Annotated in this window: 23 protein-coding genes and 1 pseudogene; 6 read left to right on the top strand and 18 right to left on the bottom strand. The window is 67.3% G+C overall.

Annotated elements, in window-relative coordinates; all coding sequences use genetic code 11:
- From NY1_RS35145 to NY1_RS35135, 3 genes are all read right to left on the bottom strand, one after another.
- On the bottom strand, positions 1-705 hold a 705-nt coding region (locus NY1_RS35145; protein ID WP_157762643.1), incomplete at its 3' end, for a condensation domain-containing protein.
- A 6-nt stretch (positions 706-711) separates the two neighbouring features.
- The gene (locus NY1_RS35140) at positions 712-1,422 is read right to left on the bottom strand and encodes a DUF6875 domain-containing protein (RefSeq protein ID WP_233041175.1); all 711 of its coding nucleotides are present in this window, start codon (positions 1,420-1,422) and stop codon (positions 712-714) included.
- Positions 1,423-1,616: 194 nt separating this feature from the next.
- Positions 1,617-3,008, bottom strand: a complete 1,392-nt coding sequence (locus tag NY1_RS35135; protein ID WP_067721476.1) for a glycine--tRNA ligase — start codon at positions 3,006-3,008, stop codon at positions 1,617-1,619.
- 336 nt (positions 3,009-3,344) lie between these two features.
- Between NY1_RS35135 and NY1_RS35130 the strand changes: the two genes are divergently transcribed.
- Positions 3,345-3,644, top strand: coding sequence for an ArsR/SmtB family transcription factor (locus NY1_RS35130; RefSeq protein WP_067721488.1), 300 nt, complete (start codon positions 3,345-3,347; stop codon positions 3,642-3,644).
- A gap of 3 nt (positions 3,645-3,647) precedes the next feature.
- Positions 3,648-4,061 carry a Fur family transcriptional regulator gene (locus tag NY1_RS35125; protein ID WP_067721475.1) on the top strand — a complete coding sequence of 138 codons (414 nt, stop codon included), beginning with the start codon at positions 3,648-3,650 and terminating at the stop codon, positions 4,059-4,061.
- A 73-nt stretch (positions 4,062-4,134) separates the two neighbouring features.
- Here the strand turns inward: NY1_RS35125 and NY1_RS35120 are convergent, their stop codons facing one another.
- Positions 4,135-5,106, bottom strand: a complete 972-nt coding sequence (locus NY1_RS35120; protein WP_067721474.1) for a hypothetical protein — start codon at positions 5,104-5,106, stop codon at positions 4,135-4,137.
- A gap of 102 nt (positions 5,107-5,208) precedes the next feature.
- Here NY1_RS35120 and NY1_RS35115 point away from each other — a divergent pair, with 102 nt between their 5' ends.
- Together NY1_RS35115 and NY1_RS35110 are read left to right on the top strand one after the other, a co-directional pair.
- Positions 5,209-5,826 (top strand): TetR/AcrR family transcriptional regulator, encoded by a 618-nt coding sequence (locus NY1_RS35115; protein WP_067721473.1) that lies wholly within the window; start codon positions 5,209-5,211, stop codon positions 5,824-5,826.
- A 245-nt stretch (positions 5,827-6,071) separates the two neighbouring features.
- Positions 6,072-6,851, top strand: a complete 780-nt coding sequence (locus NY1_RS35110; protein WP_157762642.1) for a hypothetical protein — start codon at positions 6,072-6,074, stop codon at positions 6,849-6,851.
- A 51-nt stretch (positions 6,852-6,902) separates the two neighbouring features.
- Here the strand turns inward: NY1_RS35110 and NY1_RS35105 are convergent, their stop codons facing one another.
- The 3 genes from NY1_RS35105 to recO all read right to left on the bottom strand — a co-directional run bounded on the left by NY1_RS35105 (position 6,903) and on the right by recO (position 9,017).
- The gene (locus tag NY1_RS35105; RefSeq protein WP_067721471.1) at positions 6,903-7,310 is read right to left on the bottom strand and encodes a YbjN domain-containing protein; all 408 of its coding nucleotides are present in this window, start codon (positions 7,308-7,310) and stop codon (positions 6,903-6,905) included.
- Complete coding sequence (locus NY1_RS35100) at positions 7,307-8,107, bottom strand: isoprenyl transferase (protein ID WP_067721470.1); 801 nt, start codon at positions 8,105-8,107, stop codon at positions 7,307-7,309. Before NY1_RS35100 ends, NY1_RS35105 begins: the two co-directional genes overlap by 4 nt.
- 130 nt (positions 8,108-8,237) lie before the next feature.
- Positions 8,238-9,017, bottom strand: coding sequence for a DNA repair protein RecO (gene recO, locus NY1_RS35095; protein WP_067721469.1), 780 nt, complete (start codon positions 9,015-9,017; stop codon positions 8,238-8,240).
- A gap of 169 nt (positions 9,018-9,186) precedes the next feature.
- Between recO and NY1_RS35090 the strand changes: the two genes are divergently transcribed.
- A complete protein-coding gene (locus NY1_RS35090) occupies positions 9,187-10,596 on the top strand; it encodes an amidase (protein WP_067721468.1) in 1,410 nt (469 codons plus the stop codon).
- 45 nt (positions 10,597-10,641) lie between these two features.
- Here the strand turns inward: NY1_RS35090 and era are convergent, their stop codons facing one another.
- The 11 genes and pseudogenes from era to hemW form a co-directional block, all read right to left on the bottom strand.
- Positions 10,642-11,571, bottom strand: a complete 930-nt coding sequence (era, locus tag NY1_RS35085) for a GTPase Era (protein ID WP_067721467.1) — start codon at positions 11,569-11,571, stop codon at positions 10,642-10,644.
- Between the two features lie 110 nt (positions 11,572-11,681).
- Positions 11,682-12,011, bottom strand: a pseudogene (locus tag NY1_RS35080) (cytidine deaminase-like protein); the annotation flags it as partial.
- On the bottom strand, positions 12,004-13,332 hold the full coding sequence (locus NY1_RS35075) for a hemolysin family protein (RefSeq protein WP_067721465.1): 1,329 nt from the start codon (positions 13,330-13,332) through the stop codon (positions 12,004-12,006). The pseudogene NY1_RS35080 and the gene NY1_RS35075, both read right to left, overlap by 8 nt.
- Positions 13,329-13,883 (bottom strand): rRNA maturation RNase YbeY, encoded by a 555-nt coding sequence (gene ybeY, locus NY1_RS35070; protein ID WP_067721464.1) that lies wholly within the window; start codon positions 13,881-13,883, stop codon positions 13,329-13,331. Before ybeY ends, NY1_RS35075 begins: the two co-directional genes overlap by 4 nt.
- A 64-nt stretch (positions 13,884-13,947) precedes the next feature.
- On the bottom strand, positions 13,948-15,015 hold the full coding sequence (locus NY1_RS35065; protein WP_067721487.1) for a PhoH family protein: 1,068 nt from the start codon (positions 15,013-15,015) through the stop codon (positions 13,948-13,950).
- Between the two features lie 308 nt (positions 15,016-15,323).
- On the bottom strand, positions 15,324-16,064 hold the full coding sequence (locus NY1_RS35060; protein ID WP_067721463.1) for a 16S rRNA (uracil(1498)-N(3))-methyltransferase: 741 nt from the start codon (positions 16,062-16,064) through the stop codon (positions 15,324-15,326).
- Positions 16,065-16,068: 4 nt separating this feature from the next.
- Positions 16,069-17,223 carry a molecular chaperone DnaJ gene (dnaJ, locus tag NY1_RS35055; RefSeq protein WP_067721462.1) on the bottom strand — a complete coding sequence of 385 codons (1,155 nt, stop codon included), beginning with the start codon at positions 17,221-17,223 and terminating at the stop codon, positions 16,069-16,071.
- Positions 17,224-17,258: 35 nt separating this feature from the next.
- Positions 17,259-18,299, bottom strand: a complete 1,041-nt coding sequence (hrcA, locus tag NY1_RS35050; RefSeq protein WP_067721461.1) for a heat-inducible transcriptional repressor HrcA — start codon at positions 18,297-18,299, stop codon at positions 17,259-17,261.
- A gap of 98 nt (positions 18,300-18,397) precedes the next feature.
- Positions 18,398-18,955 (bottom strand): thioredoxin family protein, encoded by a 558-nt coding sequence (locus NY1_RS35045; RefSeq protein ID WP_067721460.1) that lies wholly within the window; start codon positions 18,953-18,955, stop codon positions 18,398-18,400.
- Positions 18,956-18,982: 27 nt separating this feature from the next.
- Positions 18,983-20,128, bottom strand: a complete 1,146-nt coding sequence (locus NY1_RS35040; protein ID WP_067721459.1) for an epoxide hydrolase family protein — start codon at positions 20,126-20,128, stop codon at positions 18,983-18,985.
- A 96-nt stretch (positions 20,129-20,224) separates the two neighbouring features.
- Positions 20,225-21,430 carry a radical SAM family heme chaperone HemW gene (hemW, locus tag NY1_RS35035; RefSeq protein ID WP_084535914.1) on the bottom strand — a complete coding sequence of 402 codons (1,206 nt, stop codon included), beginning with the start codon at positions 21,428-21,430 and terminating at the stop codon, positions 20,225-20,227.
- A gap of 245 nt (positions 21,431-21,675) precedes the next feature.
- Here hemW and NY1_RS35030 point away from each other — a divergent pair, with 245 nt between their 5' ends.
- Complete coding sequence (locus tag NY1_RS35030) at positions 21,676-22,539, top strand: immunity 49 family protein (protein WP_067721458.1); 864 nt, start codon at positions 21,676-21,678, stop codon at positions 22,537-22,539.
- Positions 22,540-22,658 lie beyond the last annotated feature (119 nt).

The raw sequence follows: 22,658 nt of genomic DNA, 5'->3' as shown, positions 1-22,658 counted from the left end.
GGACAGTTCGGCGCGCGCCTCCCGCCCGAGCGCGCACGCGGGTGCGGTGGCGGCCACCAGGCTGCACCGCCGCGGCATCCCGGCGGTGGTCTCCCGCCAGTACCGCTCGTCGCCGGCGAACCGGGTGGAATCCCGGTAGGCCAGCTCCGCCTCGTGCACGTCGAGCAGGGACGCCGCGGTGCCGGGAGGCGCCATCTGCCCGTGCACCGCGGCGTTGTACAGCTCGGCGACCCGGTAGAGCATGGTCACCGAACCGAATCCATCGATGAGGATGTGGTGTGCTCGGGTGTACCACAGGTGATGGTCCTGCCCGACCCGAATGACGGTTGAGATACCGGCTTGTGCCCCTAGCAGGTCGATGGGCGCGGCCGCGTCGGCGCGCATCCAGTCCAGGGCCGCCGCGATCGGATCGGGCCGGTCCCGGAAGTCCAGGAAGCCCACGGCAGGCACCAGATTGGGGTCCACCACCTGGTACGGGCGACCCTCGATCTCGGCCAATCGCAGCACGCCGGAACCGAATTCACGCCCCGCGAGCTTGCCCGCGTCACGCAGCGCCGCCAGGTTCAGCGGCCCCCGCATCTCGATGTACTGCGCTTCGGCCAGCGGCACGCTCGGATCCAGTTGCTGCGCAAGCCACATGCCGTGCTGCGCCGGGGACAGCGGGAACACCGTCGCGGTCTGTTCTGCCGCGAGTTCGCGCGTCATGGCCGGTCACCGTCTGCCGGTCGCGCACGAATCGTCCGGCGCCTCGCGATAGGCCGGAACATAGCTGTCGGGGCGAGAAGTCAAGCGCGCCACCATTACCGAACGGACGTGCGCGGGCAGCATCGGTGCGAACTTGCGCACATATGCGTCCATCCATTCGCGGCGATCGACCAGGAAGGGGAAATCCGTTGTCATCATGCTGCGCACCACCAACATCGGCATCGGCGCGTCCAACGGCCGAAAGTCCTTGTTCCACAGGCCGGGTTGATCGCATCCCGGGTAGAATTGCCCGAACATCGTTCCGCGCTCGACGAATTTGCTCTTGAATTCGTTGTGCATCTCATCGATCAAGGAATAGTCGGTCAAATTCGGGAAGACCGTCACCAGTCCGCGCAGCACCGAAGTGGAACTGCCGTTCCCGGTGGGCAGTTCCGGATACAGCTCCAGTGCGTCCTCGATGATGGCGCGCACCCAGACCCGGCGCGGCGCGGCGGCCGGTACCTGCGCCAACCACAGCAGATCGCGGCGGATAGAAGGACGGACGTACGGACACACGGGCCCGTCGCGTCCCAAGTCGTCATGCGGCTGGGTCAGAAACGAATCTGCCCAAGATCGAAATTCCGCTACCGTGGATCGGGCAGCGGGACAAGAGGATCCGGTGTCCCCCAGTGATACCCATTGCAGCCCCGAGCGGGGGCCGATAACACGCTCGCTCATGACTCACCTCGGCAGATCGACAAGCACCAGCGCCCCCGCGCCGTGCTCGTACATATATAAATAGTGCCCTGGTCATGGGTCGTTAACACGAGTAGCGGCCTACCCAATTTCGCTATACCGCCCCAAATTCGGGGGGCACGCGAATAAAGAAAAGACCGGTCAATCTATGACCGGTCTTTCTGAGACAGCTGGAATTACGCGCCGAGCAGGCGAGTAGCCAGGTAGCCCTCTACTTGATCAAGCGCGATCCGCTCCTGCGCCATCGAGTCGCGCTCACGCACGGTGACCGCGTGATCCTCGAGGGTGTCGAAGTCCACCGTGATGCAGTACGGGGTGCCGATCTCGTCCTGACGGCGGTAGCGGCGGCCGATGGCGCCCGCGTCGTCGAACTCGATGTTCCAGTTCTTGCGCAGCTGCGCGGCCAGATCCTTCGCCTTCGGCGACAGCTCGGCATTGCGCGAGAGCGGCAGCACCGCCGCCTTGACCGGGGCCAGGCGGTGATCCAGGCGCAGCGTGATGCGATCCTCCACGCCGCCCTTGGCCGTCGGCACCTGCTCGACGTGGTACGCGTCGACCAGGAAGGCCATCAGCGAACGGGTCAGACCGGCCGCGGGCTCGATCACGTACGGCGTGAAGCGCTCGCCGGCGGTCTGATCGAAGAAGCTCAGATCCTGGCCCGAATGCTCGGAGTGGGTCTTCAGGTCGAAGTCGGTGCGGTTGGCCACGCCTTCGAGCTCGCCCCACTCGCTGCCCGCGAAGCGGAAGCGGTACTCGATGTCCACCGTGCGGGTGGAGTAGTGGGACAGCTTCTCCTTCGGGTGCTCGTACAACCGCAGGTTCTCCGGATCGATGCCCAGGTCGGTGTACCAGGCCAGGCGGGTGTCGATCCAGTACTGATGCCACTGCTCGTCTTCACCCGGCTTGACGAAGAACTCCATCTCCATCTGCTCGAATTCACGGGTGCGGAAGATGAAGTTGCCCGGGGTGATCTCGTTGCGGAACGACTTGCCGATCTGCGCGATGCCGAACGGCGGCTTCTTGCGCGCGGTGGTCTCGACGTTCTTGTAGTTCACGAAGATGCCCTGCGCGGTCTCCGGGCGCAGGTAGTGCATGCCCTCTTCGGATTCGACCGGGCCCAGGTAGGTCTTCAGCATCATGTTGAAGTCCTTGGGCTCGGTCCACTTGCCCACGGTGCCGCAGTCCGGGCACACGATGAGCTCCATGGACACCGAATCCGGGTCGTCGATCTTGTGCTTCTCGGCGTACGCCTCCTGCAGGTGGTCCTGCCGGTGCCGCTTGTGGCAGTTGAGGCATTCCACCAGCGGATCGTTGAACACCGCGACGTGACCGGAGGCGACCCACACCTGGCGCGGCAGGATGATCGACGAGTCGAGGCCGACCACGTCGTCACGGCTGGTCACCATGGACCGCCACCACTGGCGCTTGATGTTCTCCTTGAGCTCGACACCCAGCGGCCCGTAATCCCACGCCGATCGCGTACCGCCATAGATCTCGCCACTCGGGTACACCAGGCCCCGACGCTTGGCGAGGTTGGCGACGGTGTCCACCTTCGACTTGGGTGCCACTCTGGATATCTCCATCCGGTCCGGAAGATTGCAGGGATGCATCCAGCCTATCTGGCGGGGTCACGTCATTTTTCCCTGGCCCGCCGCAGGAGCGGCGGGCCGGGTATGGCGGGGTGGGCGGCCGATCCCCGCCCGCGGGGGTTCGGGGGCGAAGCCCCTGAGGGGTCAGGGAGTGTCGGATTGACATGCGCACCCTTGCATATAAGAATGGCATCGGTTTCCAATAAGGAGTTGGTACTGATGACCACGGACAGCGGCGCTCCCCTGCGGCGTTCGCACGTTGCGACCGAGGCTCCGGCCGCGATCCCGCACGATCCCTATCCTTACCGGTCTCCGATGCCGCCGGCGGTCCCATCGCGGAACATTCTCGATTCCGCGGGCGAGCTGCTGCGCGCACTGGCCGCGCCCGTGCGCATCGCCATCGTCCTCCAGCTCCGTGAATCCCCGAGATGCGTCCACGAACTCGTCGACACCCTCGGGGTGACCCAGCCGTTGATCTCCCAGCACCTGCGGATCCTCAAGTCGGCGGGCGTGGTCCGCGGCGAGCGCACCGGCCGCGAAGTGATCTACGAACTTGTCGACGAGCATCTGGCGCACATCGTCATCGATGCCGTCGCCCATGCCGAGGAAGGGTGATCCGTGGGAACAACCGAGAAGACGGTCGGCGTGCGCAGCACCCGCCAGCGCAGCGCCATCGCCGCCCTGCTGTCGGATATCGACGAATTCCGCTCGGCGCAGGAGTTGCACGACGAGCTGCGCAAACGCGGTGAGGGCATCGGGCTGACCACCGTCTACCGGACCCTGCAATCACTGGCCGAGGCCGGGCTGGTCGACGTATTGCGCACGGACACCGGGGAATCGGTGTACCGGCAGTGCTCGACCGGGCACCATCACCATCTGGTGTGCCGGCATTGCGGGCGCACCGTCGAGGTCGAGGGCCCGACCGTGGAAGCCTGGGCCGATTCCATCGCGGCCGAACACGGTTTCACCGATATCAGCCACACCATGGAGATCTTCGGCACCTGCCGGGAGTGCTCCGCCGCGCAGGGCTGATACCTGAAAACGAGCAGTGCCCCTTGCGTATCACGCAAGGGGCACTTCGCTTTTCGGGTATGGACCGGCCCGGTCAGGCGGCGGGCACCAACTCCGGCTCCGCCACCGCGGGGGCCGGGCGCGTGGTGCGCAGGTATCCGATGCCGAGCAGCGCCGCCCCGGCGACCGCCCACGCCAGCAGCACCGCGAGCGGGCCGGCGATCGAAGCCTGATCGAAGTAGGCGACCGAGCGGAACAGCGTCGCGGCGGCCCCCGGCGGCATCAACTGGCCGATGGTCCCCCACGGCTGCGGCAGCAGTTCCGGCGCGGACGTGGCCGCGGAGAACGGGTTCGCGACCAGCAGCATGGTCAGCGCCGCGATGCCGATGCCCGCCCGGCCGATGGCGGCGGCCAGGCCCACGACCGTACCGGCGACCGCGAAGGAAACCAGTCCGGCGACGGCGGCCAGGGTCAGGTACGAGCCGGGCAGCAGCGACAACCAGCCCTGCACGATGGTCATGCTGAGCAGGCCGCCGGCGATCGCGAAGGTCAGCAGGCCGGCGCCGCGGGCAGCCACGTTCGGGATCAGCAGGGTCAGCAGGACGCCCGCGGCGATGCAGGACATGACCAGGGGCAGCACCATCGCACCGAAACCGGCGCCGCGCGGGTCATCGGAATCGGCCGCGACCACGTCCTGCACGGCAGCGGCCGGAGTGCCCGAAAGCTGCTGGGCGATGGCCGAAAGCTGTTGCGCCACCATCGGACTGGCAGCGGAGGCGACCAGCACGCGGGGCTGGCCGTCGCCGGTGACGATGGCGCCGTACACATCCCGGGACTCGATGGCGGCCCGCGCCGCGGCGGCGTCCGCGACGGTGCGGATGTCGAAGGCGTCCGCGTCCCGCTCGCCGAGCTTCTGGGCCACCACTCCGGCCTGCGGTCCGGCGACCGCAACGGGTAGGTCACGCGGCCCGACATTGGCGGCGGGCCAGGCGAAGGCGATCAGCATGATCGCCTGGATGAGGGCGGCCACCAGGCCGAGGGCGGCTGCGCGCTGGGTGATGTTCATCAGGCACTCCCCAAGAAAAGCGAATGTTCGTTCTTTGTTGGGACAACCCTGACATCCAGCTGTCACCTTGTCAAGAACGGATATTCGTTTTACTTTGATGGCATGCCCAGAGTCAGTGAAGAGCACCTGGAACGACGCCGGCAGCAGATCCTCGACGCGGCGCAGTCGTGCTTCGCCCGCAAGGGCCTGCACACCACCACCATGCAGGACGTTTTCACCGAATCCGGGCTCTCGGCGGGCGCGGTGTACCGGTACTTCAAGTCCAAGGACGACATCATCGCGGCGCTCACCACCGAGGCCACCGTGGATCTGCGGGCCGCGCTCACCGAAGCCGTCTACAGCGATCCGCTGCCCACTCCCCCGGAACTCATCCGGACCATCGCCACGACCATCGTCCGATTGAGCGAACCGGACGGACCGGTCCGGCTGATCCCGCAGGCGTGGGCGCTGGCCCTCACCGACCCGAATATCGCCGACTACGTGCGCACCAATATCGGCGGCATCCGGCGACTATGGCGGGAGTACGCCGAGCGGATGCGCGAAAGTGGCTGGCTCCCACCCGATACCGATCTCGACGCGGTGTCGATGGCCTTGCTCGGGCTGCTACCCGGGTTCATCCTGCAATATCTCATCCTCGGCGACACCGATCCGGACACCTTCGCGCGCGGCGTCGAACAGCTCTTGCCGGGTTACCGGCATGTCGCGGCTTCGGCGGGTTGATACTGGGCGCATCGTCACATTGAACGGGAGGCAATGTGTTCAGCACACGAACTTCGACCAGGGTGCCCAGGCACCGCCGCGCTGCCCGGTTAGCGGCAGTCTTGCTACTGGGGGTGGCGCCGCTGATATTGGCGGCATGTAACTCCAAGGAAGATCATTCGGGGCATGATCCGAGCGGAACCGCTGCGGCGCAACGGAATGCGAGCAGCACCGCCGGTTCCGGAACCGCGAGCGCCGGTCAGTCGGTGGTGCGCGAAATCGGCAAGACGGGGTGGTGGGACGGGTTCACCATCACGGTCAACAAGGCCACCGTGGTGCCCGGCGGGCCCAACGAGAACTCCAAGCTGCGCATCGATCTGACCTACAAGAACAACACGGGGAAGGCCACCGCCGTGGACTCCTCCATCGTGTTCCTGCAGATCGGCGGCAAGGTCGACAATGTCGCCAACTACGACATCCCCACCGTTCCCGGTAAGGGTTCGGCCGCCGGAACCATCTCCACGACGGTCCCGCAGACCAGCGACTTCGAGCATCTCCTCGATACGGTGAGCGTGGTGTTCGGCCAGGGCCAGGACAATCAGACCAAATTCCCGCTCGCGGCGTCCGCCAAGGCCGAGAGCATTCAGCCCAAGGCCCTGACCGTATCCGGGAAGCTGGTGCAGGCGCCGATCACCGTGGAGATCACCGGCGGGGAACTCGCGCCCAGCTACAAGAAGGGCGAGAACGGGAAGATGACCGTCGCGCTCAATTTCAAGCTGACCTGCGGAACCGGTTGCGCGGCAGGCGGATACAACGTGTGGGACGACGACTTCAAACTGGAGACCTCGGCGGGGACCATCGCGGCGGACGACCGCAGCAATGTGAACGAGCTGCTGTCCTCGGAGAGCCGGACCATCGAGGTGCTGACGCCGGTGGTGTTCGTGCTACCCGCGCCGGGGACCGGGACCTACACGCTGAGCTACAACAACAAGGCGCTCAGCAACGGCGGTGCGACACCGGCCACCCTGGTGATCAACGTCGCCTGAGTGCACGGCGGGTGTGGGGCCCGCGCCCCACACCCCGAGGGCGCGAACCCTTTACGGCACCAGGCCCTTGCGTGCGCGGGCGACGCCGGACAGCACCAGCAGCAGCATGGTGGCCAGCGCTTCGTCGTCCAGGCCGGCGGCAGGGAAGGTGTAGCGCAGCATCACATCCGCCTGCTGGCCGCGGGTGATGACGGTGATCGAGCCGAACTGCAATTCCGCATTGCGGTCGGCGACCTTCTTGTGCAACTGCGCCTTCAGCGGCCGATCCCAGGCCAGCACGCTGGTCAGGGTCAGCACATCCAGGCCCGGAGCCAGATTCACTCCGCGCAGCGAGCACAGCGCGCCGTCGAAGGTGAAGTCCAGCCCGCCGCCTTCGACGCGAACGTTCACGTCGTAATTGGCCAGGACGGCTCCGGCGCGCGCCTGGAGTTCCTCGGCGGAAGTGGGGGCGTCGCTCACTTCACGCCTCCGAACCGGCGATCCCGCTTGGCGTATTCCAGGCAGGCGTCCCACAGGTTCCGGCGATCGAAGTCCGGGAAAAGCGTGTGCTGGTAGACGAATTCGGCGTACGCGGCCTGCCAGATCAGGAAGTTCGAGCTGCGCAGCTCGCCCGAGGGCCGCAGGAACAGATCCACATCCGGCATATCCGGTTCGTCCAGATACTGCGCGAAGGTCGTCTCGTTGATCTTCTCCGGATCCAGCTCCCCCGCCGCCACCCGCCGCGCGATCTCCCGTGCGGCATCGGCGATCTCGGCCCGCCCGCCGTAATTCACGCACATGGTCAAGGTCATCACCGAATTGTCCTTGGTCAGCTCCTCCGCGACCTCCAATTCCTTGATGACGCTGCGCCACAGGCGCGGTCGCCGCCCCGCCCAGCGCACCCGCACCCCCATCTCGTTCATCTCGTCCCGCCGCCGCCGGATGACATCCCGGTTGAACCCCATGAGGAACCGCACCTCATCGGGTGAGCGCCGCCAGTTCTCCGTGGAGAACGCGTAGGCGGACAGCCATTTCACCCCGATCTCGATGCACCCCTCCACCGCGTCCATGAGCACGGCCTCGCCCCGCTCGTGCCCCGCGGTGCGCGGCAGCCCGCGCTCCTGTGCCCAGCGCCCGTTGCCGTCCATCACCAGCGCCACATGCCTGGGCACGAACTCCGCCGGAATATTGGGCGGCGTGGCCCCCGACGGATGCGGCGACGGCGGGCGCACGGTACGTGTCGCCCCGGCTTCGGACTTGCTGCGGTTACCGATCACGCCCCTATCCTGCCCGACGCCCGCCCGCCCTCGGCCCCGACCACGGACTTCCCCCGCAATCTCCACACTCCCCCGACATCCCGAGTCCATCCGCCCAGGTCGTCCCAGCCGCGATAAGCACGGATGACCACTACCCCAGGGCGGCGGCGGATTCGGCGCGTTCGGCCAGTTCGTGCGGGCGGGTGCGTTCGATGAGCGGGAGGGTGCGGAGCTGGCGTTCGAGGTGCCATTGCAGGTGGGCGGCGATGAGGCCGCTGGCCTGGCGGCGGTGGGAGTCGGGGACGGTGTTGACGCCGGACCAGTCGCCGCGGTTCAAGGCGCTCATGTGGTCCAGGACGCCGAGCATCGGGGTGGCCGCGCCGGGCGGACGGCAGTGCACGCAGACCGCGCCGCCCGCCGAGACGTGGAAGGCGCGATGCGGGCCGGGGGTTGCGCAGCGGGCGCAATCGTCCAGAGCCGGGGCCCAGCCCGCGAAACCCATGGCGCGCAGCAGGAATGCGTCGAGGATGAGTTCGGGCGGCCGTTGGGCCAGCGCGAGCGCACGCAACGCACCGGCGGTGAGCGTGTGCAGCCGGGGCGCGGGCGCGCGTTCCTCGCCCGCCAGCCGTTCGGCGGTCTCGAGCACCGCGCAGGCGGTCGTATAGCGCCCGTAGTCGGCGACGATATCGGCGGCGAAGGCTTCCAGCGTCGACACCTGGGTGATGGTGTCGAGATTGCGTCCGGGGTGCAGCTGCACATCCACATACGCGAACGGCTCCAGCCGCGCCCCGAACTTGGACCGCGTCCGCCGCACCCCCTTCGCCACCGCACGCACCAGACCGTGCTGGCGAGTCAGCAACGTGACAATGCGATCGGCCTCGCCCAGCTTGTGCTGGCGAACCACCACCGCATGATCCCGATACAACCGCACCGCAACAGTCTTGCATGCCGTACCGACCGGGTGATGCCGTGTGGGCCGCGAGTTCGCGCGCGGTCGCGAGTTCGCGCCCGGATCGGGGTCAAGTTGAGGCCGACTCATGTTGGACGTGTGACCAGAATCGCGCTACGTTTTGCTGCGACGGCAGGGAGACGGGACTCACATGACGATGGCGTCGATCAGCGAACTCGGGTTGGCCGAGCTGGCGGAGGCTTTGGCGGCGGGCAAGGTCAGCTCGGTGGCGGTGACCACCGCGGCCTTGGATCGGATCGAGGCCAGTCAGGCGGGACTCAATGCCTTCCGGATCGTGCGGCGGGCCGAAGCGCTGGCCGAAGCGGCGGAGGCGGATCGCAAACTCGCCGCGGGTGAGCGGGCTCCGCTGCTGGGCGTGCCGCTGGCGATCAAGGACGACACCGATTTGACCGGTACGCCAACGGCTTTCGGGTGCGGCGGGGATTTTCCGGTGAAGACCGAGGACGCCGAGTCGGTGCGGCGGTTGCGAGTCGCCGGTGCGGTCATCGTGGGCAAGACCAATACCTGTGAGCTCGGGCAGTTGCCGTTCACCAGCGGGGATGCTTTCGGCCACACCCGGAATCCGTGGGGTGCGCAGCACACGCCGGGTGGATCGTCGGGTGGGTCGGCCGCCGCGGTGGCGGCCGGATTGGTGCCCGCCGCACTGGGTTCCGACGGTGCGGGGTCGGTGCGCATCCCGTCGGCGTGGAACAACCTGGTCGGGATCAAACCGCAGCGCGGGCGGATCTCGACCTGGCCGCTGCCGGAAGCCTTCTACGGCCTGACCGTCAATGGGCCGCTCGCCCGCACCGTCGCCGACGCGGCCCTACTGCTCGATGTCGCCGCCGGACCGCATCCCGGCGACCTGCACACCCCACCGGCGGTGAACGCCTCCGCCGCGGTCGGGCGCGATCCGGGCCGCCTGCGCATCGCCCTCTCCCTGCGAATTCCGTTCACCGCCACCCGAACCAAGCTCGATCACGAGGTCGAGGCCCGCGTCCGCGCCACCGCGAATGCGCTGCGCGGACTCGGGCACGAGGTCACCATCGCGGACGTGCACTACGGCGTACTCGCGGGCGCGACCTTCCTGCCGCGTTCGATGGTCGGCATCAATGAAGCGCTGCAACGGCTTCCAGGCGCGAAGGTCGATCCACGCACCGACCACAACGCGCTGGTCGGCCGCATCCTCGCCCCGGCGCTGTTCGCCGCGCGCCGGGCGGAACCGTTGCTGCACAAGCAGATCGGCGGGATCTTCAAGGATTTCGACGTGGTGCTGGCCCCCACCACCGCCACCCCGCCGCCGCGCGTGCACGAGATCGACGGGATCGGCTCCTGGGCGACGGACGAACTCATCACCGCCGCTTGCCCTTACACCTGGCCGTGGAATGTGCTGGGCTGGCCCGCCGTGAACGTTCCGGCCGGGTTCACCGAGACGGGACTTCCGGTCGGCGCGCAGCTCATGGGTCCCGCCAATTCCGAAGAACTGCTGGTTTCCCTTGCCGCGCAATTGGAATCGGATCAGCAGTGGTACCGCCACCGGCCCGCCGCCTGGTGGAACTGATCGGCGGGCGAGTGGGCGCCGCACCCCGGCGCCCACTCCCCGGCCTCAGAAACCGAGCTTGCCCAGCTGCTTGGGGTCGCGCTGCCAGTCCTTGGCCACCTTCACGTGCAGGTGCAGGTAGATGCGCACACCGAGAATGTGCTCGATCTGCTTGCGCGCGTTGGTGCCGACCTCTTTGAGCCGATTGCCGCCCTTGCCGATGATGATGGCCTTCTGGCTGGGGCGTTCGACGTAGAGCAGCGCGTGGACGTCGAGCATGTCCTCGTTCTCCTCGCGCGGCAGCACCTCCTCGATCACCACGGCGAGCGAATGCGGCAGCTCGTCGCGCACGCCTTCCAGGGCCGCCTCACGAATGAGCTCGGCCATGAGCGTTTCCTCGGGCTCGTCGGTCAGCTCGCCGTCCGGGTAGAACGCGGGACCTTCGGGCATCTGGGAGGCGATGACGTCGATGAGCGTCTCGACCTGCTCGCCCTTGACCGCCGACACCGGCACCAATTCGGCTTCGGGACCGAGCAATTGGGACACGGCCATCAACTGATGCGCCACCTGGTCCCGGCTCACCTTGTCGATCTTGGTGACCACGCCGATGAGCTTGGTCTTGGGCGCCATGGTCTTGATCTGCTCGACGATCCAGCGGTCACCGGGACCGATCTTCTCGTCCGCCGGAATGCAGATGGCGATCACGTCGACCTCGGAATAGGTGTCGCGCACCAGGTCGTTGAGCCGCTGCCCGAGCAGCGTGCGCGGGCGATGCAGACCGGGCGTGTCCACCAGGATCAGCTGCGTGTGCGGACGGTGCACGATGCCGCGGATGGTGTGCCGGGTGGTCTGCGGGCGCGAGGACGTGATCGCGATCTTCTGCCCCACCAGGGCATTGGTCAGCGTCGACTTGCCGGTATTGGGCCGGCCGACGAAACAGACGAAGCCGGAACGGAATTCGCCGTCGCCCTTGTTGCCCAGGCTGTCGTTGCTCATTCGAACACCTCCGATTCGGTATCGAGATCGAGTGCGGCCGGAACGTGACGCTCCCCGGCGAGATTGCCGTTTTCGGGTCGCCGCGCGCTGATCGGGTTCTCGACCCCGTATTCCTCCACGGTCTCGAAGACCTTGCCGGTGCGATCGGTGAAGATGACCTTGGCGCCGGCGGTCACCTCGCGCACGGCGAACACGCCCGGATCGGAGAACTTGCCGGCGACCACCACGGCGGCCTCGAAACCCGCGGCGCCGCTGGAGATCGCGGCCGCGACCGCCGCCTGCAATGCGGTCAGCCGCAGCGAATCCAGCGTCACCTCACCGGCCGCGTAGGTGCGCCCGTCGGTATCGCGCACCGCCGCACCGCCATTGCCGCCGGTGCGCCCCATGGCGCCGCGCGCCAGCACCAGCAGCTTGTTGTCCTCGGCATCCAGTTCAGTCATCGCCTTCTCCGTCCTCGTGTGCACCGTTGCCCGGCATGTCTTCCGCCGGTTCGGTTTTCGTCTTCTCGGGCAGCGCCTTGCGCACCACGACCGTGTGCACCCGCACCCGGCCGCGGGCGTCCGCGCCGCCCTCCCCCTTCAATTGCAGGCCGTGGATGACCGCCTTCGAACCGGGCAGCGGCACGCGGCCCAGCGCGTGCGCGAGCAGCCCGCCGACGGTGTCGACGTCCTCGTCGTCGATCTCCATGCCGAACAGCTCGCCCAGGTCCTCGACCGGAAGTCGCGCCGAGACACGGTATTTCCCGTGCCCGATATCCTGTACCGGAGCGACCTCGTGGGTGTCGTACTCGTCGGCGATCTCGCCCACGATCTCCTCGAGAATGTCCTCGATGCTGACCAGTCCGGCGATGCCGCCGTATTCGTCGACCAGCAGCGCCAGGTGATTGCGGCGGCGCTGCATCTCGTCGAGCAGATCGTCGAGGGGTTTGGAGTCGGGCACGAAGACCGCGGGGCGCATGACATCGCGCACCTTCACCTTCTTGCCCCGATCCGCGTACGGGACAAGGTCTTTCAGGTAGACGACGCCGAGAATGTCGTCCACGTTCTCCCCGATCACCGGGATGCGCGAATGCCCGGAGCGCACCGCCAGGGACATGGCCTGGGCGGCGGTCTTGTTGGCTTCGATCCACACCATTTCGGTGCGCGGCACCATGACCGCGCGGGCGGCGGTGTCGCCGAGTTCGAAAACGCTCTGGATCATGCGGCGTTCCTCATCGGCCACCACGCCGCGTTCACCGGCCAGGTCGACCACTTCGCGCAGTTCGATCTCGGAAGCGAAGGGACCGTTGCGGAAGCCCTTACCGGGGGTGATGGCATTACCGATGAGGATGAGCAGCTTGCTGATCGGGCCGAGCAGCCGCCCGATGGCCAGCAGCGGCAGCGACGCGCCCAGGGCGAGGGAGTACGCGTGCTGGCGGCCGAGGGTGCGCGGTCCGACGCCGATGACCAGGTAGTCGACCAGCACCATGACCGCGGCCGTGATGATCAGCGCGGGGGCTTCGCCGAGCCAGTCCAGCAGCACCGCGGCCAGCAGCACGGTGGCGCTGATCTCGCAGGCCAGGCGCAGCAGCACCATGAGGTTCACATAGCGCGGCCGGTCGGCGATGATGCGCGCCAATCGATTCGCGCCGGTGCGCTCGGCGCGCACCAGATCGTCCACCCGGGCCGGGGAGATGGTGTTGAGCGCGGAATCCAGCGCCGCGAACACCCCGCCCGCGGGCACCAGGACAATGGCGAGCAGGAGCAGGACGAACGAATTCACGCGGGGTCCAACGGATCACCGGAGTCGGTGAATCCGGTCTTGCCCAGCAGCCGCCGATCGCGTTCGGCGAGTTCGGCGCGGCGCTGTGCTTCGCGCAGGCTCTCGTACCAGCCTTCCAGGAGCGAGGCCTGGAGGGCGAACATCTCCTTCTCCTCCTCCGGCTCGGCATGGTCGTAGCCGAGCAGGTGCAGGACGCCGTGCACGGTCAGCAGGGCCAGTTCGTGATCCATGGAGTGCCCGGCCTTTTCGGCCTGCTGCGCGGCGAACTCGGGGCAGAGCACGATATCGCCGAGCATGGAGGGGCCGGGTTCGGCGGCGTCGGGCCGCCCGCCGGGCTCCAGCTCGTCCATGGGGAACGACATGACGTCGGTCGGACCGGGCAGGTCCATCCAGCGCTCGTGCAGTTCGGCCATGGTGTCGAGATCGACCAGCACCATGGACAGCTCGGCCGCCGGATGCACATCCATCTGACCGATCGCGAAACGCGCGACGCTGACCAGTTCTTCTTCGGATACCTCGATACCCGACTCGTTGGCGATCTCGATACTCACCCGGTAAGCCTAAACGGCGTTGTCGGGACGGCCGTCCGCAACCCGCGCACGGCCGTCCCGGCGCTCAGTGCCGCGCGGCCCGGCCCGCGGCCCGCCGCTGTGCCCGGTTGCCCGGGTAGTGGACCGCCTGGGGCGCGGATTCGGCCTCGAAGCGGTCGTAGGCGTCGACGATCTCGCCGACCAACCGGTGCCGCACCACATCGCTGCTGGTGAGGTAGGCGATGTGGATGTCGTCGATATCGGTGAGGATCTCGGTCGCCGCCCGCAGCCCGCTGCGCGAGTTGTTGGGTAGGTCGACCTGGGTGACGTCACCGGTCACCACGATCTTGGAACCGAAGCCGAGGCGGGTGAGGAACATCTTCATCTGCTCGGCCGTGGTGTTCTGCGCCTCGTCGAGAATGATGAACGAATCGTTCAACGTGCGACCGCGCATGTACGCCAGCGGCGCGACCTCGATGACGCCCGCGGCCATCAGTTTCGGGATGGCTTCGGGGTCCATCATGTCGTGCAGGGCGTCGTAGAGCGGCCGCAGATACGGGTCGATCTTCTCGTTCAGGGTGCCCGGCAGGAAGCCCAGCCGTTCGCCCGCTTCCACGGCGGGACGGGTCAGGATGATGCGATTGACCTGCTTGGTCTGCAACGCCTGCACGGCCTTGGCCATGGCGAGATAGGTCTTGCCGGTACCGGCTGGACCCACGCCGAAGACGATGGTGTGGGCGTCGATGGCGTCCACGTATCGCTTCTGGTTCAGCGTCTTGGGCCGGATGGTCTTGCCGCGCCGGGACAGGATGTCCAGGCTCAGCACTTCCGCCGGCGAGTCCGAGGACCCCTCGGTGAGCATGGAGTACGTGTGCCGCACGGCTTCGGGGGTGACCACGCGATTGCGCGCGGTGAGCGCGACCAGCTGCGCCACCACCCGCTCCGCGAGGGCCACTTCGGCGGGCTTGCCGGTCAGGGTGACGGAGTTGCCCCGCACATGGATGTCGGCATCGAGGAGACGCTCGAGTTCACGCAGGTTCTCGTCAGCAGAACCCAGGAATCCGAACACCGACTCCGGTGCCAATTCGATGCTGGAACGAACGGTCCGCCCCGCCGGTCCGGACCCGTCGGCGCCGGCCCCGATGCCGGCGATGGGAGTGTTCTGGTCGCCGATTTCGCCTGGTGTTCTCAAAAGTGGCTATAGCCTGCTTTCCGGTCTCGAGCGGTGCGTTATTGATGAAAGTTTAGCGCCGCACACCGACAGCGCCCAGTGAATATGCCGCTACCAGCTGCGCAAACGCGCCGATGGAACACAACCGCCGCGGGCCCGCCGCCATTCCGTCACACACTTCGCCGACGTCGGAACCGGGGATGTCGCTGGGCGGACCTGACGGCAAGCGGCAAGCCGGAGGGGTGCGCGCGGTGCCGGGCGGCCCGCTCGAGCGCGGGCCGGTATACGGACTACCAGCGCGGGGTGAGGGCGCCCAGGGCGCCGAGGGCTACGGCGGCGGCGGTGGAGGTGCGCAGGACCGTCGGGCCGAGAAGCACGATGTCCGCACCTGCGTCGGCGAGGGCCTTCAGTTCCGAGTCGTCCAGGCCGCCTTCGGGGCCGACGATCAGGACCACTTCGGGGACGGCCGTGAAGTCGAGTTCGGTGAGGCGGGCCGCGCCGGATTCGTGCAGGGCGGCGACGATCGCGCCGTTCGCCTTGGCGGTGCGGACCAGCTCCAGCAGTTCACGCGTGGAGTGCAATTCGCCGACGTCGGGGATGTAGGGGCGGCGGGATTGGCGGGCGGCCTGTTTGGCTGCGGCGCGCCATTTCTCGACGCCCTTGCGGGCCTTGGCCTCCCAGTTGGAAACGCAGCGCAGCGCCTGCCACGGGACGATGGCGTCCGCGCCCGCTTCGGTCATCAGCTCGACAGCGAGTTCCGACCGGTCGGACTTGGGGAGCGCCTGGACCACTGTCACCTGCGGGGTGACCGGGTCGGCGGTCCGGCGGTTCAGGACCTTCAGTTCCAGGCGATCCTTCTGGGCCGCGACCACTTCGGAATCGGCGAGAATCCCGTGCCCATCGGAGAGGGTGATGGGCTCCCCGACCCGGATGCGGCGGACGGTCGCGGCGTGGCGGCCCTCCGGGCCGTCGAGGACGGCCGTGGCTCCCGGTTCGGGGATCTCGTCGAGGTAGAAGACGGTGGCGGCCAAGGGATCAGCGCCCGCTGAAGGAAGCGCGCAGGCGGGCGAACAGGCCGGAGTTGTGCTCGGACTGGGCCGAGAGCACCTCGGTGCGTTCGTTGCCGCGCATCGCCTTGTACTTCTCCAGCAGATCCGATTGCTTGGAGTCGAGCTTGGTCGGCACCACGATGTCGAGGTGCGCGATCAGGTCGCCGCGGGAGGTGGCGCGCAGCTTGGGCATGCCGTGACCGCGCAGCACCGATGCCTCGCCGGGCTGGGTGCCGGGCGGGATGGTCAGCTCGACGGGACCGTCGAGGATGGTGTCGACCACGACGGTGGTGCCGAGAGCGGCGTCGACCATGGGCACCCGGATGGTGCAGTGCAGGTCGTCGCCGTCGCGCACGTAGGTGTCGTGCGGCTGTTCGACGATCTCGATGTACAGGTCACCGGCGGGACCGCCGCCGGGGCCGACCTCGCCCTGGGCCGCGAGGCGCACCCGCATGCCGTTGGCCACACCGGCCGGAATCGGCGCGGCGATCTCGCGACGGGCGCGCACCCGGCCGTCACCGCCGCACTTGCGGCAGGGATCGGGAATGGTCTCGCCCGCGCCGCGGCAGGTGGGGCACGGCCGCGAGGTCATCACCTGGCCGAGGAAGGAACGCTGCACCGTCTGCACTTCGCCTGCGCCGCCACAGGTTTCACAGCGCACCGGCTTGGAATTGCCGTTGGTGCCCGCGCCCTGGCACAGATCGCAGAGGATGGCGGTGTCGACGGTCAGATGCTTGGTGACGCCGACGGCGCACTCCTGCAACGACAGCCGGGTGCGCAACAGCGAATCCGCGCCGGCCTGCACCCGCCCGCGCGGCTTGCGCGCACCGCCGCCCTGGTTCATGCCGCCGAAGAACGCCTCGAACACGTCACCGAGGCCGCCGAAACCGGCGCCGGAGAACCCGCCGCCCATGCCGCCGCCCGATTCGAGCGGGTCGCCGCCGAGGTCCACGATGCGGCGCTTCTCCGGGTCGGACAGCACCTCGTAGGCGCTCGACACCTCCCGGAACTTCTCCTGCGCCGACGGATCGGGGTTGACGTCGGGATGCAGTTCACGTGCCAGCTTGCGATAGGCGCGCTTGATCTCCTGGTCGGTCGCGTTACGTGCGACGCCGAGCAGTGCGTAATAGTCCCGTGCCACTTGCGCTCTCTAGTCCTGTTTCGTCTCTCCGCGGCTCACCGTTCGGCGAGCACTTCACCGATGTATCGGGCCACTGCCGCCACCGAGGCGATGGTTCCCGGGTAGTCCATCCGGGTCGGCCCCAATACCCCCATGCCTCCGAGCACCGTACCGGTCACCCCGTAGCCCGTAGTCACCACGGCCGTTCCGCGCATCTGCTCGAGCTTGGTTTCCTCACCGATCTGCACCGTCACGGTACCGGGTTGCTGGGCGGCGGCCAGCAGCTTCAGCACGATCACCTGTTCTTCGAGTGCCTCGAGTACCGAACGCAGAGAACCCGGGAAACCATTCCCCGCGAAATCACCGGCATTGCGGGTGAGGTTCGCGGTGCCGCCCAGCACCAGCCGCTCTTCCGGATGCTCGACCAGGGTCTCCACCAACACCGTGGACACCCGGATCAATACCTCGCGCAGCCGCGGCGGCGCGTGCTCGGGTAGCTCGGCCACCGACGCCGACGCCAATGCCAGCCGTTTGCCGTCCATCGCCTTGCCCAGCATGCCGCGCAGCGCGGCCAGGTCCTCTTCGCTGATCAGATTGCCCAGATCGACCAGGCGCTGATCGACCCGCCCGGTATCGGTGATGACGACCAGCAGCAGCCGCGCCGGATTCAACGCCACCACTTCGATATGCCGCACGGTGGACGCCGACACGGTCGGGTACTGCACCATGGCGACCTGCCGGGTCAGCTGCGCCAGCAACCGCACCCCGCGCCGCAGCACATCGTCGAGGTCGACGCCGCTCTCCAGGAACTCCATGATCGCCCGGCGTTCCGCGTTCGACAGCGGCTTCACCTCGGAGATGTGATCCACGAACTGCCGGTAACCCTTGTCGGTCGGGATCCGCCCGGACGAGGTGTGCGGCTGGGTGATGTACCCCTCGGCCTCCAGCACCGCCATGTCATTGCGGACGGTGGCGCTGGAAACTCCCAGATTGTGCCGTTCCACCAGGGTTTTCGACCCGATCGGCTCTTTCGTCGAGATATAGTCCGCGACGATCGCCCGCAGGACCTCGAGCCGTCGCTGTTCCGTGCTCGACATGGGCCCACCTCCTCGTTCGCCTTCGGGATCCGCCGCGGCCGCCACCGGCTACCGGCACAGGCGTGACCACGCGGATTCCCGGACATCCGAGATCCAGTCTAGTGGCCCGCTTTCCACTTGATACCGCAGCCGATGCTCGGGGTGTGCGGTTCGGGCACCGGCTCGCCGGCCAGCACCAGTTCCACGGCCGCGCGCAGCACCGAACCGTCGGCCGGCAGGCTGTTGCCGGGGCGGGCCTTGTCGAATTCGCCGCGATAGGCCAGCCGGCGCTCGGCGTCGAAGAGGAACAGGTCCGGGGTGCAGGCGGCCTTGTACGCGCGAGCCACCTCCTGGTCCTCGTCGATCAGGTACGGGAAGGTGAATCCGGCCCGCAGCACCTGTTCGCGCAGATGCTCGGCGTCATCGTCCGGATAGTTGACGATGTCGTTGCTCGCGATGCCCACCGTGACCAGGCCGCGTTCGCGCAGTTCGGCCGTCACCTCCCCGAGCCCGTGCTCGATGCGCCGGACGTAGGGGCAATGGTTGGACAGGAACACCACCAGCAGGGCCGGAGCCGCGGCGAAATTAGCGAGGCTGACCTTGGTGCCGTCCACCGCTTCGAGTTCGAAGTCGGGGGCGGGAGAGCCGATCGGGGCCATGAACGATGCGAGCGCCATGGCTCCGATTGTCCGCGAGAGCGCCTGTCAGGCCATCAGTTCGGCGCAGAATGCGCGAATGTCGGCGACCAGCTGGTCCGGGGTCTGCATGGCGGCGAAATGGCCGCCGGAGTCGTAGTCGGTCCAGCGGACGATGGTGTTGAGCTGTTCGGCGAAACGGCGAATGGCCGGGTCGCCCTCGAAATTGGCCACGGCCGTGGGGGTTTTCGAGCGGGTCGGGGTGTGGCGGGAATGCAGGGTTTCGTAATACATCTGCGCGGCGGAGGAACCGGTGTTGGTGAACCAGTACACCGAAACGTCGGCGAGCATGTGATCGCGGTCGATGCGGTCTGCGAGCGTGCCCGTCGTGCCGGTCCAGGCGTGGAACTTCTCGACGACCCAAGCCAGTTGCGCCGCAGGGGAATCCGCGAGACCGAAGCCGAGGGTGTGCGGGCGGGTGCCCTGGATGCGGAAGTATCCGCTGCCGTCGGAGAGGAATTCGCCGAGGCTGGCCAGGCGGCGCTGCTCCAGCGGGGTGAGCGTCGCGGCCACCTCGTCGGGCACCGGGCCGTAGGGGATGAACCCGCCGGTGGCGGCGTTGACGTGCACGCCCAGCACATGTTCGGGGTCGATGCGCCCCAGATCCGGGCCGATGAACGCGCCGTAGTCGCCGCCCTGCACCAGGTAGGCCGGATACCCCAGCCGCCGCATGAGTTCGGCGTAGGCGCGGGCGGTGCGCATACTGTCCCAGCCGGTATCCGGTGCGGGACCGGAGAATCCGAAGTTCGGATGCGAGGGAATGATCAGATCGAAGGCCTGGCTGCCGTCTTCCGGATCGCTCAGCGGCTCGATCACCTCCAGGAATTCCAGCACCGATCCCGGCCAGCCGTGCAGCATGAGCATCGGGGTCGCGCCGGTGCGGCGAGATCTGATGTGCAGGAAGTGAATTCGCGCCCGATCGATGACGGTCGTGTATTGCGGGTAGGCGTTGAGCCGTTTCTCCCAGCCCCGCCAATCGAACCGGTTGGCCCAGTACAACGCCAGCTCCCGGATATCGTCGACGGGCGCGCCGCGCGTCCATCCGACATCGGGAAGCTGTGTGGGCCAGCGGGTTTCACGCAACCGGCGCTGCAGCTGCTCGAGCTGGGCGGCCGGGATCTCGACCCGGAACGGGACGATGTCATCGTCGAACATGACGACTTCCTCTGGGAGGTGGAGTTTGTCTCCACTATCGTCCGCATCCGGTCGGAAAACTGGCGAACGGTCCCGGTTAGGGGAGCAAAACTCCATTCACCCCAGTAAGTCCCTGACCACGGCGTCGGCCAGCAGCCGCCCGCGATCGGTGAGCACCAGGTTTCCGTGCCGGTTCTCGGCCAGTCCGTCGGCGATCACGGCGTCGACGGCCAGTTTCGCGTCCGGCGCGAGGTCGGTGAGCGGCAGCCCCGTGCGCAGGCGGGCGGTGAGCATCACGCGCTCCATGTACCGCTCCGATTCGGTGAGCGTCTCCCATCCCGCGACCGGCAAACCCCCGAGCGCCACCCGATCCGCATAGCGCGCAGGATGTTTCACGTTCCACCACCGCACTCCGCCGACATGACTGTGCGCTCCCGGCCCGGCACCGAGCCAGTCGCCGCCATCCCAGTAACCGAGATTGTGACGGCATCGAGCGGCATCGTTCGCGGCCCAGTTGGACACTTCGTACCACCCCAGCCCCGCCGCCTCGAGCCGCTGATCGATCCGCTCGTACCGCGCGGCCAGCACATCGTCGTCCGGCGCCGGCAATTCCCCCCGCCGCACCCGCCGCGCCAGCGCGGTCCCGTCCTCCACGATCAGCGAATACGCCGACACATGATCGACCCCCGCCGACAGCACCGCATCGAGCGAAGCATCCAGATCCGCATCCGTCTCCCCCGGCGTCCCATAGATCAAATCCAGATTGACGTGCTCGAACCCCGCCGCCCGAGCCTCCTTCGCCGCCGCCACCGCCCGCCCCGGCGTATGCGTCCGATCCAGCACCTTCAACACATGCGCCGCCGCCGACTGCATCCCCAGCGAAATCCGCGTGAACCCACCCGCCAGCAAGGTCTCGAAGAACTCCGGCGAAGTCGACTCCGGATTCGACTCGGTGGTCACCTCGGCCCCGGCCGCCAGCGTGAAGTTCTCCCGCACCGCCCCCAGCACATTCGCCAGCCCGTCCCCACCAAGTAGCGACGGCGTCCCCCCACCCACGAAGATCGTCTCGACCTCCGGCGTAGCACTCGCCAGCCCAGCGAATTGCTCAGCGGCCGTAGCCAATTCCCCCCGCAACGCCTCGAACCACGACTGCGGCGACGCGGAAGTCCCGAGTTCCCCCGCCGTATAGGTATTGAAATCGCAATACCCACACCGCGTCGCACAGAACGGCACGTGAATGTAGATCCCGAACGGCCCGCCGCCGAAATCGCGCAGCACCAGTCCCGGCTGGTCGGCGACAGCAGATTCGGCGGTCTTCGTCATCACACCAGTGTGACGAGTAGCGGTCGTCACACCGCACCGACCCCGGCCGTATCAGCGAGATGGCCGACAACGGCACCGATATCGAACGCGCTGGCGAATACGCTCGCGGGCACATCGCTCGATGGCATCGAATATGTGCTGGTACGGGCACGTGTTCAAGAACTCGAGAAGAATGGGCAAGTCGTCGGCGAACAGTACGGCGGGTACGCGACCAAAACGTTCGACCTAGGGAAGTGAGGAAGACCGTGACCGAGGTGAAGCGCCACCCGATCGAGGTGACGATGTTTGCGGGGCGCGAGCGCGAATATCGCGGATACCTCGCTGAACATCTTCCACGCCTGCCCGAGCGACCCGACAATCTGTACTACGTCCATACCCTCGCCAAGGCCTTGCTGGGTGTGTTGCTGATCGAGGATCCGCAGGCCGGCACGGACGCTACCCAGAGGGCCGCGCGGCTCACCGAACAGGTTGCGACAGGACAGTTCTGGGTGTCCGCAAGCTACTTCGAAAACGGCGCGGAGCCGATCGAGCTGCGATTCGGCGACACCGTCCACCGGATTCCATCGGGTCTCGACAAATCGGCCGATACCGGTGGATGGTTGACGGCGTTCTGGTGGTCGATGATCGCACGCGACGCCGCGTCCGCCGACATGCTTGCCCACTATGACGTGGCCCGCCTGCGAAACACCGGTGGCGTTGCCGATGAATTCCAGTACGAGTGGGTCGCTTCGCTGCAACAGGCACACCTCAGCAGCCCGCTGGAGGTCGCCGATCGGGTCCGCGCGATCGAAACCACCAGTGCGATCGGCGCGCAACAGGTAGTCGACAATCTGATCGAACCCGCCGTCGCCGTGTTCCTTGCCATCGCCGACAGCGATCAGAAACGCTTCGACGCCCTGCTTGCACAAGCGCTGAAGCGACATCGAAAGTACTTCGGGGCCGGCAAGAAACGCACCAGCCTCGACGGCTTCCTTTCCGTTCCGTTGCTCGGTCTCGCATGCTGGGCCCGAGACCGCGGACTGCAGGTGGACGTCGAATCGGAATACATCCCGAAAGGGTTCATCGAGAACCCTAACTGGATGCGGACTTTGGATACTGTCGCTTCGTAGAGCGAGGGCGAGGGGGGACGAATGATGCGGGTCGAGCGCCATCCGACCGGTATCGTGCGGCCGGAGAACAACGGCCTGCTGGTCGCGCGAATGGCGAGTACCTTGCCCGAGATGCGCTC

Origin of the sequence: Nocardia yamanashiensis NBRC 100130, from assembly GCF_001613325.1 — a bacterium.
GTDB classification, from domain to species: Bacteria; Actinomycetota; Actinomycetes; order Mycobacteriales; family Mycobacteriaceae; genus Nocardia; species Nocardia yamanashiensis.
This window is presented reverse-complemented; position numbering and strand designations above follow the sequence as displayed.